12 protein-coding genes are annotated in these 15,274 nt (G+C 56.2%); 2 read left to right on the top strand and 10 right to left on the bottom strand.

The features are described from left to right. Positions 1-18 precede the first annotated feature (18 nt). On the bottom strand, positions 19-858 hold the full coding sequence (locus tag BMX75_RS12635; protein WP_092828466.1) for an ATP-dependent zinc protease family protein: 840 nt from the start codon (positions 856-858) through the stop codon (positions 19-21). 210 nt (positions 859-1,068) lie between these two features. On the opposite strand from BMX75_RS12635, the gene BMX75_RS12630 reads away from it, so the two are divergent. Then, positions 1,069-1,608, top strand: a complete 540-nt coding sequence (locus BMX75_RS12630) for a DUF3833 domain-containing protein (protein WP_092828464.1) — start codon at positions 1,069-1,071, stop codon at positions 1,606-1,608. 104 nt (positions 1,609-1,712) lie between these two features. On the opposite strand, the gene BMX75_RS12625 is transcribed toward BMX75_RS12630, so the two are convergent. The 4 genes from BMX75_RS12625 to gorA all read right to left on the bottom strand — a co-directional run bounded on the left by BMX75_RS12625 (position 1,713) and on the right by gorA (position 5,691). Continuing rightward, positions 1,713-2,105, bottom strand: a complete 393-nt coding sequence (locus tag BMX75_RS12625; protein ID WP_092828462.1) for an ectoine synthase — start codon at positions 2,103-2,105, stop codon at positions 1,713-1,715. A 74-nt stretch (positions 2,106-2,179) separates the two neighbouring features. Then, positions 2,180-3,448 carry a diaminobutyrate--2-oxoglutarate transaminase gene (ectB, locus tag BMX75_RS12620; protein WP_092828460.1) on the bottom strand — a complete coding sequence of 423 codons (1,269 nt, stop codon included), beginning with the start codon at positions 3,446-3,448 and terminating at the stop codon, positions 2,180-2,182. A gap of 68 nt (positions 3,449-3,516) precedes the next feature. Continuing rightward, entirely contained in the window at positions 3,517-4,095 is a 579-nt protein-coding gene (ectA, locus tag BMX75_RS12615; RefSeq protein ID WP_092828458.1) for a diaminobutyrate acetyltransferase, read from the bottom strand. A gap of 210 nt (positions 4,096-4,305) precedes the next feature. Further along, positions 4,306-5,691: a glutathione-disulfide reductase gene (gene gorA, locus BMX75_RS12610; protein WP_092828456.1), complete on the bottom strand. Its 1,386-nt coding sequence runs from the start codon at positions 5,689-5,691 to the stop codon at positions 4,306-4,308. Positions 5,692-5,843: 152 nt separating this feature from the next. Here gorA and can point away from each other — a divergent pair, with 152 nt between their 5' ends. After that, on the top strand, positions 5,844-6,491 hold the full coding sequence (gene can / locus BMX75_RS12605) for a carbonate dehydratase (protein WP_092828454.1): 648 nt from the start codon (positions 5,844-5,846) through the stop codon (positions 6,489-6,491). Positions 6,492-6,538: 47 nt separating this feature from the next. On the opposite strand, the gene msrA is transcribed toward can, so the two are convergent. Genes msrA through BMX75_RS12580 form a run of 5 tightly spaced genes read right to left on the bottom strand, consistent with a single transcriptional unit; the run spans position 6,539 to position 15,274 of the window. Further along, positions 6,539-7,177 (bottom strand): peptide-methionine (S)-S-oxide reductase MsrA, encoded by a 639-nt coding sequence (msrA, locus tag BMX75_RS12600; RefSeq protein WP_092828452.1) that lies wholly within the window; start codon positions 7,175-7,177, stop codon positions 6,539-6,541. Between the two features lie 10 nt (positions 7,178-7,187). Then, positions 7,188-11,231, bottom strand: coding sequence for an autotransporter assembly complex protein TamB (gene tamB / locus BMX75_RS12595; RefSeq protein WP_245748541.1), 4,044 nt, complete (start codon positions 11,229-11,231; stop codon positions 7,188-7,190). 9 nt (positions 11,232-11,240) lie between these two features. Next, positions 11,241-13,103, bottom strand: coding sequence for an autotransporter assembly complex protein TamA (tamA, locus tag BMX75_RS12590; RefSeq protein WP_092828450.1), 1,863 nt, complete (start codon positions 13,101-13,103; stop codon positions 11,241-11,243). Positions 13,104-13,156: 53 nt separating this feature from the next. After that, complete coding sequence (locus BMX75_RS12585; RefSeq protein WP_092828448.1) at positions 13,157-13,972, bottom strand: coiled-coil domain-containing protein; 816 nt, start codon at positions 13,970-13,972, stop codon at positions 13,157-13,159. 9 nt (positions 13,973-13,981) lie between these two features. Further along, positions 13,982-15,274, bottom strand: coding sequence for a nucleotide sugar dehydrogenase (locus BMX75_RS12580; protein ID WP_092828446.1), 1,293 nt, complete (start codon positions 15,272-15,274; stop codon positions 13,982-13,984).

The raw sequence follows: 15,274 nt of genomic DNA, 5'->3' as shown, positions 1-15,274 counted from the left end.
TGACAGCAACGGCTGTCGTTATTCTTCACTATCGTTTGACTCAGCAGTTTCATCATCTTCCGCCTGATCGGCAGGTTCGCCACCGGGGAATTCAGGCCGGTCAAAACGATAGGTCTCTGCCACATCGATAACGGCAATATCGAGCAAAAAGCGCCGACCGAGAAGAACGGGGTACTCGAGATGGCTGCGGTCGCTAAGGGTGAACTCGACAGTTTCGCTTAGTGGCCCCAAAGTGAGCAGCAAGGAAATCACCAGGCGCGATTCTTGTCCGGAGGCCTGTACGATCCGGACACGACGCTCAATAGGCGCCTCAATCCACTCGTCGCGGATGCTGTCGACCACAACATCTTCGTCATTAAGCGCCAACTTGAAGCGAACCCAGTCTTCACCGTCACGCTCAAAGGGTGTGATGTCACGGGCAGATAGCGATGATGTATTGGCGCCGGAGTCCACTTGGGCCTGGAGATAGGTACCGATGCTGGGCAATCCTACCCATTCATTGCGGCCAAGCAGCGTTTTATTTTCCAGAAGGTCGTTTTCAACGTTGCATTCTTCACGAACCACGATGGATTCCTGGTTGCGCGCATCCAGTTGCTGCACATCGTTACGCAGGAGGCGAAGCAGGCTGCCGACTTCTCTAACATCCGCGGTAAATATCTCTTGCTGGTCAAGCTGGCGTTGCTGCAAGGACGCGGTCTCGCTGCACTGTTGGGACAACTGGGTCTGCAACCTATCCATGCGCGTGTTGAAGGCTACTTCATCAAGGGGCGGGGGTCCTTCGGGAGCAGGCTTCGGCAACGCACAACCCGTCATCAAAACAGCCGAACCTACTATCAACCAAACAACACCTGGGCGCATAAAAAAGACATCCTTATTCAATAAGAGGATGAATGATAAGGAGTAGCGAGACCGGTTGTCCAACACCGCAGGATGTTTTCACCGGCAATGCAGCTAATTTAACATAATATATATTATGCGAACTCACGGATGGCTTGGCATTGACCATGATTCCTGCGATAGTTTCGACAATTATTATACCTACCACGCAATCCATATAGGGAAAGCACAATGAAAACACCTGTTCAAGCTGCCGTTTTCGCCCTCCTGGTTATTTTCCTTGCAGGCTGTTCAAGTATCGATGTCGAAGATTACGCCGGTACCGAACCACGTCTGGATATCGCCGAGTATTTTTCCGGCACCACCCGCGCCTGGGGCATGGTACAGGATTACAGCGGCGAAGTTCAGCGCCGGTTTACCGTGACCATTGATGGTCGTGTTGAAAACGGCACGCTAATTCTGGATGAGGACTTCGAGTTCGCCGATGGCGAGACCGACAGGCGTGTATGGCGCTTCGAGCGTATCGATGAACATCGCTGGGAAGGCACGGCGAATGACGTCGAGGGTCCCGTCGTAGCCCGCCAATACGGTCATGCGTTCCACATGAACTACCCGCTGGATGTGGCGATCGGCGACCGGACGGTCAACTTCACCATGGATGACTGGATGTACCTGCAACCCGACGGACGACTGATCAATCGGACCGCCATGAAGAAATTTGGTTTAACACTGGGTGAAATTACCCTGGTCTTTGAACGGGTCGATCCCTGACCCGCGCTGATGACATCTTTGCCTTCGATGGCAGCGTAAAACAGCCTGCTGATCAGCAGGCTGTTTTGTATCTATCACACTGACGTCATCAATAAACGTCGGCTTTATTCGTCGGCCGGTGCGTAGGAGCCGTCTTCACGGTGTACTTCGTTACCAGTGATTGGCGGCGTGAACACACAGGCCAGGTGCATGGTTTTATGGGCACGCAGCAGGTGCTCGTCATGCTGGTCAAGAATGTAGATATCACCGGGCTTAATCGGCCAGATTTTGCCATCTGCCAGGGTTTCCACCTCACCTTCACCTTCGATGCAATAAACGGATTCATAGTGATGCTTGTAATGAATATGCGTTTCGGTGCCTTCGAAGATACGCGTAATATGGAACGAAAAGTTACCACCATCACCTGCCAGCACCAGGCGCGTGCTGTCCCAGTTTCCGTTCTCGGCTGTCACTAAGCGATCGGTTTGGCGGGCTTCTTCAATGTTGCGAACGATCATACTGGTGCTCCAATTAAGAGGCGGCCCGAACGGAACCGCATAGGTTATATCTTAGCGGAAGAATAGTAGCGTTGTTACTCGCTAGCGACAGCTTTGACACATTTTTCCAGGATGTCCAACCCTTCCAGCAGGTCTTCATCGCTGATGGTCAGCGGACACAGGCACTTGACCACTTCGCCGTCTTGGCCGCTGGTCTCGATGATCAGTCCATGTTCAAACGCCATGGCGGTGATTTTGTCGGCGATATCACCCGACACGACGTCGATACCACGCATCAAGCCACGGCCACGCTCAGTGGCGGGCATGCCGTTTTCGTTAAGTATCGCGGCTAACGATTTAAAGCGCTCTTCTACAATACGGGCTTTACGCTGTACGTCACGCTCGAAGGTGTCGTTTGACCAGTATTTTTTGAGTGCGGCAGTGGCTGTCACCATGGCCAGGTTGAAGCCGCGGAAGGTGCCGTTGTACTGGCCTGGTTTCCACTTATCCAGCTCCGGCTTCATCAGCACATGGGCAAACGGCATGCCAAAGCCGGATAACGACTTGGAATTGGTCACCATGTCCGGCTTGATGCCCGCATGTTCGAAGCTGAAGAATTTGCCTGTGCGACCACAGCCCGCCTGGATATCGTCAATGATCAACAGAATGTCGTGGGCTTTACAGATCTCTGCCAAGCGCTTGAGCCACTCAATGCCGGCCACGTTGATACCGCCCTCGCCTTGCACCGTTTCGACAATCACGGCGGCCGGCACATCCAGACCGCCCGATTTATCCTTCAACAGCTTCTCGAAATAATCGAGGGTGTCGGCATGTTCGCCCATGTAGCCATCAAACGGCAGGAAGCTTGCCCCTTGGGTCGGAATGCCACCGGTGGCTTCGCGGAACTTACGATTACCGGTCGTGGCCAGGGCGCCCATGGTGACGCCATGGAAACCGTTGGTGAAGGTGACGATGTTGTGCCGCCCTTTCGCCACACGCGCCAGGCGTATGGCGGCTTCTACCGCATTGGTACCGGTTGGACCCGGCAGGTGAACTTTATAGTCCAGGCCACGAGGCTTGAGAATGACATTTTCAAGCGTTTCCAGATAATCGCGTTTTGCATCGGTCCACATGTCCAGGCCATGAACGACACCGTCTGTAGCCAGGTAGTCGATCATGGCTTGCTTTAAGTGCGGATTGTTATGGCCGTAATTCAATGTGCCCGCACCGGCGAGAAAATCGATATATTCACGACCGTTTTCATCGGTCAAGCGGGCATTCTGTGCCTTGGTGAATACCACCGGGAAGGAGCGTGAATAGGTACGAACATTGGATTCCATACGTTCGAGAGTCTGGGTCTGCATTAGCGACCTCCTTTTTTAGAAATCAGTTTGCCAAGCGAAAGGAAGGTAACGCGAGCGGGAAAAACCGGTTAGATGTTGTGGGTATTGAACGGACCAATACGCACCAGGTTTTCCGGGTCGTGCTCGCCTCCCAGTTGTTCGGTCGAAAAGTATTCACGGCTGTTCAGGGGGGCCTGCCAGCGCCCAGCAAGCCGTTGGAACAAGCCCCATGAGGCTTGATTGTCGGGCGTGATCGTCGTTTCGAGGTGGTGTACATCGGCCAACTCCGGGCGCGACATGATGGCTTCCACCAGGCGGCGCGCCAACCCGGTTCCCCTCGCCTTTTCACCAACGGCCACCTGCCAGAGAAAGTAGGTATCCGGCGCGTTGTCCTTTACGTAGCCGGACACAAAGCCGACCACCTCACCGTCTTCATTGGTCGCGACGGCACAGGTATCCCTGAACTGAGTGGCTAGCAGGAGATAGGCATAGGCGGAATTTACATCCAGCGGGGGGCATGCTTTGATCAGCTCATAGACCCCCCAGCCGTCTTCGGCATTAGGCTTGCGAATATATAGCGGGGTGTCCGCATGACCGACAACCGCATCGGCAATGGTCGGTCGAGCCAAGTCTGCTGAAGGCGTAAACGGCGGTGTTGGGTTGTTCATGGTTATGCTTCGCTGTTGCGATTTTAAAGGTAATTATAACAGCTGATTATGAGCAGTTCAAAAATCATGTTATTCAAATCCCTACATTTCATAATTATTTATTATGCGAGCAGTCGGTTCATGGCAAACCTGGGGCAGTCACCGCCTCTTCTCTGACTAGGATAAGTTTAGCCCAAAGGAGATGATTGCCCAGGTCCTATTGAAACGCCGCTAGCCCCGGGAAGGCGCACGCATCGTGACAAACTCTTCCGCACCCGTGGGATGAATCCCCACCGTATTGTCAAAGTCTCGCTTGGTTAACCCCGCGCGCACGGCTATGGCAATTCCCTGGATGACTTCCCCCGCGTCGTCACCGACCATATGGGCGCCGACCACCACATCGGTCGCATCATCCACCACGAGCTTCATCAGAGTACGTTCCTGGCTGCCTGACAGCGTATGCTTCATGGCCCGAAAGTCAGTGCGGTAAACGCGAATGGCGCCAAACTGTGCCCGCGCGGCTTCTTCTGAGAGGCCGACCGTGCCAATGTTGGGGTGGCAGAAAACAGCCGTTGGCACGCGGGTGTAGTCCAGGGGGGCGGGCGCCGTGCCACCGAAGTGCTGGTCAGCCAATTGCATGGCTTCCGCAATGGCGACCGGGGTCAGCTCGGGCGTATCAATCAAGTCCCCGAGGGCAAGAATTGACGGGACCTCAGTTTCAAAGCGTTCATTGACCGATAGCTTGCCCTGCTCGTTCAGCGAAAGGCCTACCACTTCCAGGCCCAGTCCGGACACGTTGGCACGTCGCCCTGTGGCAGCCAGAACGGCATCCACTTCAAGGGTATCGCCATTGGTGAGCGCAACCTGGTAGCCGGTGTCAGTTTTCTCGATGGTCTTTATATTGGTATCAAAATGGAGATGGACACCTTGGCGGTCCATTTCCTGCCGCGTGAACTCACGCACCTCGTTATCAAAACCTTTCAGGAATAGATCACCGCGGTAAATTAGATGCGATTCGCTGCCTAAACCGTTAAAAATACTGGCAAACTCAACGGCAATATAGCCACCGCCAAGAACAAGAAATCGCTCCGGCAGACGTTCAAGATCAAAAATCTGGTTGGAGGTCAGGGCGTGCTCATTGCCAGGGAAGGTGGGCACCCACGGCCAGCCGCCGGTGGCCAGCAGTATGCGCTCGGCCGTCACATGCTGCTCGTCGCCCTGCTGATCGATAATCACTACCGAGTGCTCATTCTCCAGGCGGGCTCGCCCGTTATAGAGGTTGACGTCTGCCGTCTCCAGCAAACGCTGATAGATGCCATTGAGTCGTTTGATTTCGCTGGTCTTGTTGTCTCTTAGCGTCGCCCAATCAAAACGCGCCTCGCCGGGCAGCTGCCAGCCGAAGCCACTGGCATCATCGAATGCACTATGGAAATGGGACGCGTAGGCGTAGAGTTTTTTGGGCACGCAGCCGACGTTGACGCAGGTGCCGCCAAGATACCGATCCTCCACGATCGCGACCCTGGCTCCTTTGGCAGCGGACATACGGGCCGCTCGCACGCCGCCGGAGCCGGCCCCAATCACCAACAAATCGTAGTCGTAACCTGTAACCTCTGACATATCAATCTCCTTTATTGTCAACAGGCGAATGTTGACCCGCTGTCGAGGGAAGGTTAAAAACCTCCCTCTGGTAAATGTGTATGCTGGCCGTCATGACCAAGAATGAGCATGCCGGGCGTAATGATGGAAAAAATAGAGTAATCGGAGACCCAATGTCTGACCCTATTGAGACGTTACTAGAGAACAATCGTGCCTGGGCGAAGCGCATGTGCGATGAAGACCCTGATTACTTTAAACGACTATCAGAGCAGCAAAATCCAGATTACCTCTGGATTGGCTGTTCCGACAGCCGAGTGCCCGCCAATCAGATCATTGCGTTGCCTCCCGGCGAGGTGTTCGTCCATCGCAACGTCGCTAACCTGCTGCATCATACTGATATGAATGCGCTTTCAGTGGTGCAATTTGCCGTGGATGTGCTCCAGGTCAGCCATATCATGGTGGTCGGGCATTACGGCTGCGGGGGTATCAAGGCAGCAATAACGGGTGGCGAATGCGGTGTCGTCGACTACTGGCTACACTCGGTTCGTGAGCAATACAACCAGCATCGTCGCTCACTTGAGCATCTCCCACTTGACGAGCAAATCGACCGCATGTGTGAGCTGAATGTCAAAGCGCAGGTGAATAGCTTGTGCCGTACTAAAATTCTTCAGCGTGCCTGGCAGCGCGGCCAGCAGATTTCGGTTCACGGTTGGGTCTATGGCTTGAGCGATGGCCGCGTAAAAGACCTCGATTGCACCATCGACGGCCTAGAACAGGTTGAAACGCTATACCGCCTTGGCCGTCTGCAAACCGACGACTGAAGGCCTATCGCCTGCCACTGGTGCAGGCGATAACCACACCCAGCACCTCAGCCTATAGGACAGCTAACCCCTGTTCCCTTAATACCGCAATAGCCATTAGGGTTTTTGTATAGGTATTGCTGATGATACGCCTCGGCATAATAAAAAGCGTCCAGCGGCTTGATTTCAGTCGTGATATCGCCTTTTCCGGCGGCGTGAAGCGCCTCCTGAAACACCTTGGCACTTTCCTCGGCTGCCTGATGCTGCGCCGCTGTCGTCGTATAAATCGCTGAACGGTACTGAGAGCCGACATCATTACCCTGACGATTTTTTTGGGTGGGGTCGTGCTGCTCCCAGAAAATATTCAGCAGGGTCGCCAGTGATATCTGGCTCGGGTCGTAAATAATTCGTACGGCCTCGGTATGGCCGGTCCGCCCCGTGCAGGTTTCTTCATAGGTCGGGTTGGGCGTTTGCCCACCGGCATAACCTGCCGCCGTCACATAGACCCCCGGCAAATCCCAGAAAAGGCGCTCCACACCCCAGAAACAGCCCATGCCGACAACCAGTTCCTCAGTCTCTGGGGGAAAAGGCGGGTGCAGAGGATGCCCGTTAACGGCATGGTGATCAGCGGTCGCAATGGCTGCCTCGCGACCCGGCAGAGCAGGCTGCGCCTGGCGGGTGGCATTATGGGTGTCAAATATAGACATGCTGCTTACCTCATTGCTGATCGAAAATGGTTGGGTCACCAGAGCGGCTGAAGGTGTAGATCAGGTCGACTGCCTGATTGGCCCCGGAAACTGCCTGTACATAAAGGTTGCGCCACAAAGTGTAGCGTAACGTTAGTTCTGCAATGGGTGAAAAAATTCCCACCCCGTAACTTATCCGGATATCGTCCGTCAGTTGCCCACTCAATGCCACCTGGCTATCCTCACCGGAACCCGCTGTATCCAGCGTCAAGTCATCAATGCCAAAAGCCTCGCCGATAGAGCCAACCGCCCCGCCCGTGCGACCCAGCGACATGCCAATCAGCGCAGTGGTCAACGCGCTGTCGACACCACCACCTGAGTCGTCGGGAGCACGTCCTCTTAGCAAGTAGGAAAGCGCACGGCTCTCATTCATGCCAGGTTCGGAAAAAATGGCAATATTCGGCTGCTCAGCATTACCCGTCACCCGAAGGCCGGCAATGACATCGTCTTCGGTTACATCCGGGTTACGAATTGCCTCAAAGTCGAGAACAGGCAGTCCAGGTGGCCCACTGAACAGCAGTTGACCACGACGAATGAGCAGATCCTGCCCAAACGCCTGGAAACGACCGTTGACCAGATTGACCTCCCCAAATAGCTGTAGCGAACCACTATCCTGACGTATTTCTAAAGTGCCTCCCAGCCGTGATTCCAGCCCATAAGCTGAGATCATCATGTCGCGCCCTAATGTCAGGGTGATTAAAACATCCAGCGCCATGCCCTCACTGGCTAGCTCATCGGCCGCACTGGGTCCGCCTTCACCTCGTTCTGCCTGGCGGCGTGCCTCTTCTGCCCCCTGCCTATCCTGGCGCTCGGTAATAATCACTTCGTCAGGGCTGGGTGAGATGGCGGACGACGGCAAGTCTCCCACTTCTAACCGCGCCCATGGCAAATCGACATTGCCGCGGACTTGCAAGCGCTCGGGGGTGACGCGTACACGAATATCCGGCGCGGCTTCCAAACGCCCAAACTGCGGCAATACCACCAGTATCGGCGATTGGGTTGCGTTGAGGTCTACGCCCACCCGCCAGTCGTCATCTGCTGGCCAACGGGCATTTCCATCAATATCAAGCTGGCCTCGCTCGGCGGCCAGGAAGCCGTCGATCGTCCCTTCTTCGCCGTCGAACCTTATGGTAACCTCGCCACCCTGAACATCCACTGGAATATCAGGACCATTCACCTGGATGCCAAGTAGCGCAAGCTCGCCCTGCAGGTCCGGCTGGGTGGTGGTGCCCGCTATATCGATGCGGCCATTCAAATCCCCCGCAAGCTGCTCAAGGGATACCACCATGGGCTGATACGGGGCCAGTGATACGTCATTGGCTTCAAGCGACCCGGACAGCTCTCCCGCGCCGAGTGGCTCCAGGACCGACAGCGCCAGTTCGATATTCCCCGCCTCTTCCAGTGATAGCAGCACGCTGCCATTCGCCTCGGCCTGAGAGGCGGTTAGCTGAGTATCCAATGTGATGCGCGGCAGCTCGACGAGCTGACCATATTCATTGACCGCCGTGACCGTCAGTTCGCCAAGCACCTCGGCGTCGGCTTGCCAGCGCTGGCCGCCCTGGCTCCATTGAGCGGCCAGGTCCGCCGTGGTGTCACCATCGACCTGCCATTCTTCGGGTAACCAGGGTTCCAGCGCTTCGATAGGAATATCACGCACGCTAAGCGCCGCCTGCCCCTGATCAGGCGATGCAACCATTGGCCGGTCCGCGCATACCCGACCGCCCTGCTCGCGAACCAGACAAAACGGCGCCAAACGGGCCTCACTGCTGGCAAGGTCGAAAACGACATCAAGCGGCGCTTCCAGTCGGATATCGCCTCCCCCGGTGTCGATTTCCAGCGGTGTGAGACGCGCCCGGTAGCGCTGAGCCGTCTGGTCCAACTGGCCGTTGAGAGTGAGCAAAACACGTTCCAAGGCGCCGTCCGGCTGACCATCCACATTGATATCCAGTTGATGCGATGACAGCCGTCCATCCAGCGTCAGATTTGCCGCGGCGAGTGTCTGACCGCCGGCAACCAGGTTCTCGAGCGCCAGTGAAACGTCTAGTTGCGGGTCCTCCAGCCCTTCCACATTGGCATTGAGGCGTAACTGCTCGATGCGATTTTGCGCAAACCGTAACGCGTCGCCGTTGAGCGTCGCCTTAAGCCGGGGTTGCTCGAGACTTCCCCGGGCCTCGATATCGCCACGGATCGTGCCAGCCAGGTCAGGGGAAAGTGTTTGCAGCTGACGCAGATCAATATCGGCGTCCAGGCTAATGTCGTCGGGCTGAAAGGAGCCGTTCACCGACAGACGGTTGTCTCCCTGACGAAAGCGCAGGCGCTCAATGTTGGCCTGCAAGTCACTGTTGGCATCAAAGGCAGCATCAAGCTGTAATGGGTAGTCACGAAGAACACCGCTCAGGGTCAAATTCGGCACATCGACCAGCCAACGCGTGCCCTGCTGACTAACGGTGAAAGCAAGTTCGCCATCGATATCACCCTCGAACTGGTCAACAAACAAGGATGGGTCAAATTGCTCGAGCCCTACCTGGGCATCCACCGTCAGCGGGGAGGTCCAGTCGACACGGCCTTCGCTAGTCAGTTGGCTATCGCCTGCGACCAGTGTCAACGGCTGCCAAATGAAATGTGCCATGTCGCCTTGGCCGTTCACCGCGATGTCGGTTTGGGGCAGCCCCGGGCCTTGCGCCTTCAGGCCCAGCTGAAGTTGATAAGCGTCGAGGTTGCCGCTTACCTCCAGGTCAAGATCGTCGATAACGAACCCGTCGCTTGACGGTGCTTCTTCTTCGTCAAGCGCTGCATTAGTTTCAGGCAGCGGCCATGTCAGTTCATCACTTTGCAGACGCGCCTGAAATGGAAGCGCCGGGTCCAGGGCATTCACCTGGCCTTCCAGTGCCGCAGTAATGGCTCCTTGGGCGTCAAGCTGTGCCGTCAATTCGCTCAGGTTACCCGTCAAATCAAGCGTAAGAGACTGACCACTCAGTGCCGGTAACGGCTCCTCCAGGAACAACGTGGTTTCAGCCCGTAACGCCAGCGGATAGTCGTCACGCAATGCCACATTGCCTGCCAGATGAAACCTTGCATCGGCAGACGCCACCTCGAAATGCTCGATCACGACGTCACTTCCCCGGGTTTCCACCCCGAGACTCAACCGTTCAACGAGATAGCGAAAGCGACCCGTGACTTCGATATCGTCAACCGTCAGCGTGGCGAGCCGGATATCGACAGGCAGACTCACTTCGGGCAGTTCGATGGGAGAACGGTCTGAAGCCGTCTCATCACTGGCCGCGGCACCGAGCGTTTCAGCAGACGGATTTTGTAACGCGATGGAGGCATCAATGGTCGCGGCGGTTACCCCTGACCCACCCTCTGCTGGTGCCAGGCGCTCCCCCGCTGACGGCGGCAAATAAAGCCGAGGGTTTTCCCAGTGCGTCGGGGCGATATCGACGCGTCCAGCGCTTGCCTTTACCGAGGTGCGAAAAGAGGTCCAGGCGAACCGGGTACCATCGGGTAGTTGCAGGGCAACATCGTCCAGCACCAGCTCTCTGAGTTCGACAGGAAAGGGAAAACTGAATGGGGAAGCCCCCTCTGAGCCGCCCGCCTCTGCAGGTGCTTCTTCACCATCACCGCCAGACAGGCGAATATCGGCACCTTTCAGACGCAACGTATCCAGACACAGCTTGCCGGACAGGACGCAGTCATCCGCCCAGGCAAGCTCCAGCTTTTCAATCCGAACCTCTGCACCGGCTGCGTCGAGCCGAAAACCGCTAAGCTGGAACTCATCGAGCACACCGCCCAGGTGTTCTTCGACGCTGAACCAGCCGCGGTCCTGGCCTTGGGATAGCAACATGCCGGTTCCCCACGGCGAAAGCGCCACCCCCAACAATAAGACCACGGCGCCAATCAACCATAGCGGTAACAGCAACAACAGTCGCAGGGTACTCCAACACAACAACCACAGGCGGAAGCGACGTGTCAGCGCTCGGCGACCAGCCGCAGGCGTTTGGGTAGCTTGAGGCACATCGCTCTCCTAGAATTCGGGGCCAATCGAAAAGTGCAAACGCCAGTTATCGTCGGCGTCGTCAAACGGATGCGCTACATCCAGGCGAACAGGGCCTACCGGGGAGACCCACCTCACCCCTAACCCCGCACTTTTTTTCAGGTCAGCGGGGCCCCAGTTGTCAAAGGCATCCCCGGCATCGACAAAGGCTGCTCCCCACCATGCGCCGGTGACGCGGCGCTGGTACTCGAGGGTTGAGGTCAGTTTCTGCTGGCCCCCACGCAGTTTCCCTTCAGCGTTACGAGGCGAGAGTCCTTCGTAGGAATAACCGCGTACGCTGCGATCGCCGCCCACAAAGAAGCGCAGCGATGGGGGAATTTTATCGAAGTCTCGGGTTTCGATGGCCCCGGCACTGACGCGTGCCAAAAAGCGGTTATCATCCCCGTAGGTGCGAATCCACTCTGAATCCCCTGTGAGGCGTAAAAACTGGGCGTCCGACCCCCAGGCCGGATCAGAGTACTCCACCGAAAATTGCTGGCGATCCCCCCACAAAGGAAAGCGCTGTGGCCTGGTTCGCGTACGTGACCATTGAACGCCGGGATAAAAAATCCATACTTGGTCAGCTTCTCCCCCCTGGGTAAAATCTTCAAAGGTGGTGCGCAAATAAAGCGACTGCTCCCAGTCATTGTCGAACTTCCAGCGCCGGGCAATTTCCACGGTGCTCTCCAACGAGTTGGTATCGCTGTCATCGACGTTGCGGACACCATATTGCAGGCGGTAGCTATCGCGCAGTGGATCTTCAAGAGGAATATCGTAGACACCGGTAAAGCGTTGTTCGGGCGCTGACAGGTAGAGATCGTGATCCAGGCTATGACCATAGCGGTTTATCCATGGCTGGTCCCAGCCGAACCGTAGCCGTGGCCCCACGTCAGTAGCGAAGCCTATACCTGTTTCAAACTGGTGCCGGTTGGCAGGCTCCACGCTGACATCAATGGGTAAGGCTGTGTCGTCGTCGGATTGCCGCATGCTCAATGCGCTGGCAAGTGCAGCACTGGTAATCCTTGGACGTTTGGGCTGTGATTCGGTAGCCGACACCCACCAGGGGTCGCCACCGCCAGGCGGGGCAAGTGTCAGTTCTTGGGCCGTTTCCAGGCGCGGCTTGACGGATACGGAGCTAAACCAGCCGGTCTCGGCAAGACGTTGGTTAAAGCGCGCCAGAGATTCCGCCAAATAGGGCTCATCCACCTCATACGTACGCATCTGCTGCAGGCGTTCGGGTTGAATGTGGCTACCGGTGATCAGCGTTTTGCCAAACCGGTAACGCGGGCCACTGTCAAACCCCATATACAGCCGGGCACTTTGCAAGTAGGGGCGCACCTCCATTCGGCGATCCGTGAACCCCCAGTCAAAATAGCCACGTTCAATGGCCAAGCCGGAAAACTGTCCCCGCAGCCGATCCCATGGGGCATGACGCAGGGTATCGCCCTCTTTCAAGGGGAATCTCGCTAGCGCCTCTTTGAATGGCTTATCCTGAGCGGCGTCACCGAGAATATTGATATCCAGTATTTCGATGGTGACCTGTGGCCCTGGCTCAATAATCAGACGAGGCGTCCCTTCGGCAGGAAGCTCAATGGAAATATCAGGTTCGTAATAGCCGAAAACACGCATCGCCCGCCGAGTGCGTTGACGGATTTCACCTTCCAGACGGGTTTGGGTGTATTCGTCTTCTTCAATATTCTGCAGGTAGGCGCGAATGTTGCCCGCCACCTCGCCTTCCACGCCTTCAAGGGTCGCGTCTAGCGCCCATGCGCCGGGGGTTACCGCCATCCCCAGCGGCAAGGTTAACAGGTTTGCGATGACCGTTGCTGAAAGCCATAGCCGTTGTCTTCCCATACATTTTTCCTAACCTAATCATCGGCGTGCTGCCTTTCAGCCAGTCGTGTCACTCAACGCAACATTTCAAGCTGTGCACTGAATGCCAGTTGCGCTTGGCGAACCTGGCGCACATCATTTTCAAGCTCGTCCAGTCGCTGTGACAATTGGCTCTCTAGCGCTTCGTTGTCACTCCTTTCACCCTCAAGCTCGTTTAGGGAGGCTTCAAAGCGTGACCACTGCTCTTGTCGCTCGGCGTCACGGGCGCTGAGGCGTTCGTCAATATCATTTGCCAGGTCAGCAACTGACGTTTCCAATGCTTCAAGCGCCTGTTGGCTTTGAGATTCTACATGAGCGATTTCCTCGGCTAACGACCTACGCCCCGATGTCCCGGCTTCTTCCAACGCATCCAGCGACGCCTGGATGGCGGCGAGCTGGCTGTCGCGGAGAGCCGCCCGCTCCCGCTGCTCCTCCAGACGCTCAAGCAACGGATCAATTGTATCGCTGGCAATAGTGCCTTCGTTCTCTGTGAGCACATCGTAAAGCTCGTTGCGGGTATCTGTTAGCGCGACCGACAACTGTTCCTGTTCTTGAAACAAGGTGCTCATCTGGGCTTGGACAAAGGTTAACGTATCTTGTACATCACTGTCATCTGAGTCCAGACGCGCATGCATGTTCGATACCTCACCGCTGACACGCTGCAGCTCCTCCTGGAGCCGCTCACGCTCCAGATAAAGACCTATCGCGGCGGCCAGCAATAGGCCGATTAATACAAGCATACACAGCCAGAGCGGCCATAACGACGGCCCCTTTCGGTGCTTGACATGCTGAGATGCAATACTCTGATCGGCATCCGGTACAATGCGCGAAGAGGGGGCTCTATCGGACATGCAATTTCCTCACAACGACGTTGGATCGGCGCGCCGACCTATTCCTCGATACTTTAAGCCACAGCTGGCCACGAATTCGGGGTCATAAATATTCCGGCCGTCCAGTATCAGCTTATCGCCAAGCTGTTCAGCCAAGCGTTGCCAGTCGGGATTCCAGTAGGTTTTCCATTCTGTTACCAACATTAACGCATTAGCAGCTTCACAGGCATCGTAGGGGTTATCAACAAAGGTAACCAAATCATTCCTTGGTCCCACCGCCGCCTTCAGTGCAGGCGTGGCCGCGGGGTCATGAAGCTGGACGTGAACCCCCTGCGCCCAAAGTGCGTCCAGCAACGTCAGCACCGGTGCATGGTCAATCCGGGCAGTACCGGGTTTAAAGGCGGCGCCCCAAATGGCGATTGTCTTCCCTTCAAGCGCTCCGCTGTAGTAGGACCACAGCTTGCGGAATAACGTCTCTTTCTTCTGCTCATTGATATCGAGCACGTGCTCAAGTAAGGCCGATTGTCGCCCGCTGGCAACCTGCACGTCAGCAAGCCTCATCAAATCCCGCGAGAAGCTTGGCCCGCCAAAGCCGCATCCTGGATAAAGGTATTCGTACCCGATACGTGAATCGCCCCCCATTCCCTGCCGGACATGTTCCACATCAACGCCCAGGGTATCTGCCAACCCGGCAATTTCATTCATGTAGCTGATGCGCGTGGCCAGCATGCCGTTTATGGCCAGCTTGGTTAACTCCGCGGCACGCGTAGGCATCACCTGAAAAGCGTCGCGGCGTCGGTTGAAGGCTCGCAGTAACTCTCTTAGTTTTTGCTCGGCCAATGGGGCATCGCAACCCAACAGCCAACGGCCAGGGCGCGTGAAAGACTCCCAGGCGCGCCCTTCTTCCAACGTATCTGGCAAGGCAACACCCAGAGCGCACTCCCCCGTCAGGTGCTGTAAGCGTTCGGTTTCACCGACGGGAAAGGTCGAATTATTGACCAGCACGCTGCCTTTCTCCCACGTCAACCCAGGGTGCTGCAGCAAGTCGGCTGCCGATTCGCGCTGTGACGGTGAAAGCGCTAACCACAACACATCGACAGCCAGCTTTGCTTCCGGCTGGGCTATAACCGTTAAAGCACCAGTCTCCAGAGACTGTTGTATCTGTTCAACGAGATGCGGCTCGCGGCGTAGCCAATTCTCATTGAAAAGCGTCGACCATGGTGTATCCCCATGGGGAAGCCATGTCACCACATGGCCTACAGAGGATAGTGCAGCCGCCGCGGTTGCGGTGCTTAATTCACTGCCGTACAGGAGCACCCGCAT

Source organism: Vreelandella subterranea (assembly GCF_900111305.1).
GTDB classification, from domain to species: Bacteria; Pseudomonadota; Gammaproteobacteria; order Pseudomonadales; family Halomonadaceae; genus Vreelandella; species Vreelandella subterranea.
Note: the sequence above shows the minus strand (reverse complement) of the source record. Positions and strands in the feature narration are given on the sequence as shown.

What these genes read in the sequence shown, in the direction of transcription:
- BMX75_RS12625 (WP_092828462.1), bottom strand. Translation starts at nt 2,105, where the DNA reads ATGATCGTTCGCAACATTGAAGAAGCCCGCCAAACCGATCGCTTAGTG.
- BMX75_RS12635 (WP_092828466.1), bottom strand. Translation starts at nt 858, where the DNA reads ATGCGCCCAGGTGTTGTTTGGTTGATAGTAGGTTCGGCTGTTTTGATG.
- ectB (WP_092828460.1), bottom strand. Translation starts at nt 3,448, where the DNA reads ATGCAGACCCAGACTCTCGAACGTATGGAATCCAATGTTCGTACCTAT.
- can (WP_092828454.1), top strand. Translation starts at nt 5,844, where the DNA reads ATGTCTGACCCTATTGAGACGTTACTAGAGAACAATCGTGCCTGGGCG.
- BMX75_RS12585 (WP_092828448.1), bottom strand. Translation starts at nt 13,972, where the DNA reads ATGTCCGATAGAGCCCCCTCTTCGCGCATTGTACCGGATGCCGATCAG.
- ectA (WP_092828458.1), bottom strand. Translation starts at nt 4,095, where the DNA reads ATGAACAACCCAACACCGCCGTTTACGCCTTCAGCAGACTTGGCTCGA.
- BMX75_RS12630 (WP_092828464.1), top strand. Translation starts at nt 1,069, where the DNA reads ATGAAAACACCTGTTCAAGCTGCCGTTTTCGCCCTCCTGGTTATTTTC.
- tamA (WP_092828450.1), bottom strand. Translation starts at nt 13,103, where the DNA reads ATGGGAAGACAACGGCTATGGCTTTCAGCAACGGTCATCGCAAACCTG.
- msrA (WP_092828452.1), bottom strand. Translation starts at nt 7,177, where the DNA reads ATGTCTATATTTGACACCCATAATGCCACCCGCCAGGCGCAGCCTGCT.
- BMX75_RS12580 (WP_092828446.1), bottom strand. Translation starts at nt 15,274, where the DNA reads ATGCGGGTGCTCCTGTACGGCAGTGAATTAAGCACCGCAACCGCGGCG.
- gorA (WP_092828456.1), bottom strand. Translation starts at nt 5,691, where the DNA reads ATGTCAGAGGTTACAGGTTACGACTACGATTTGTTGGTGATTGGGGCC.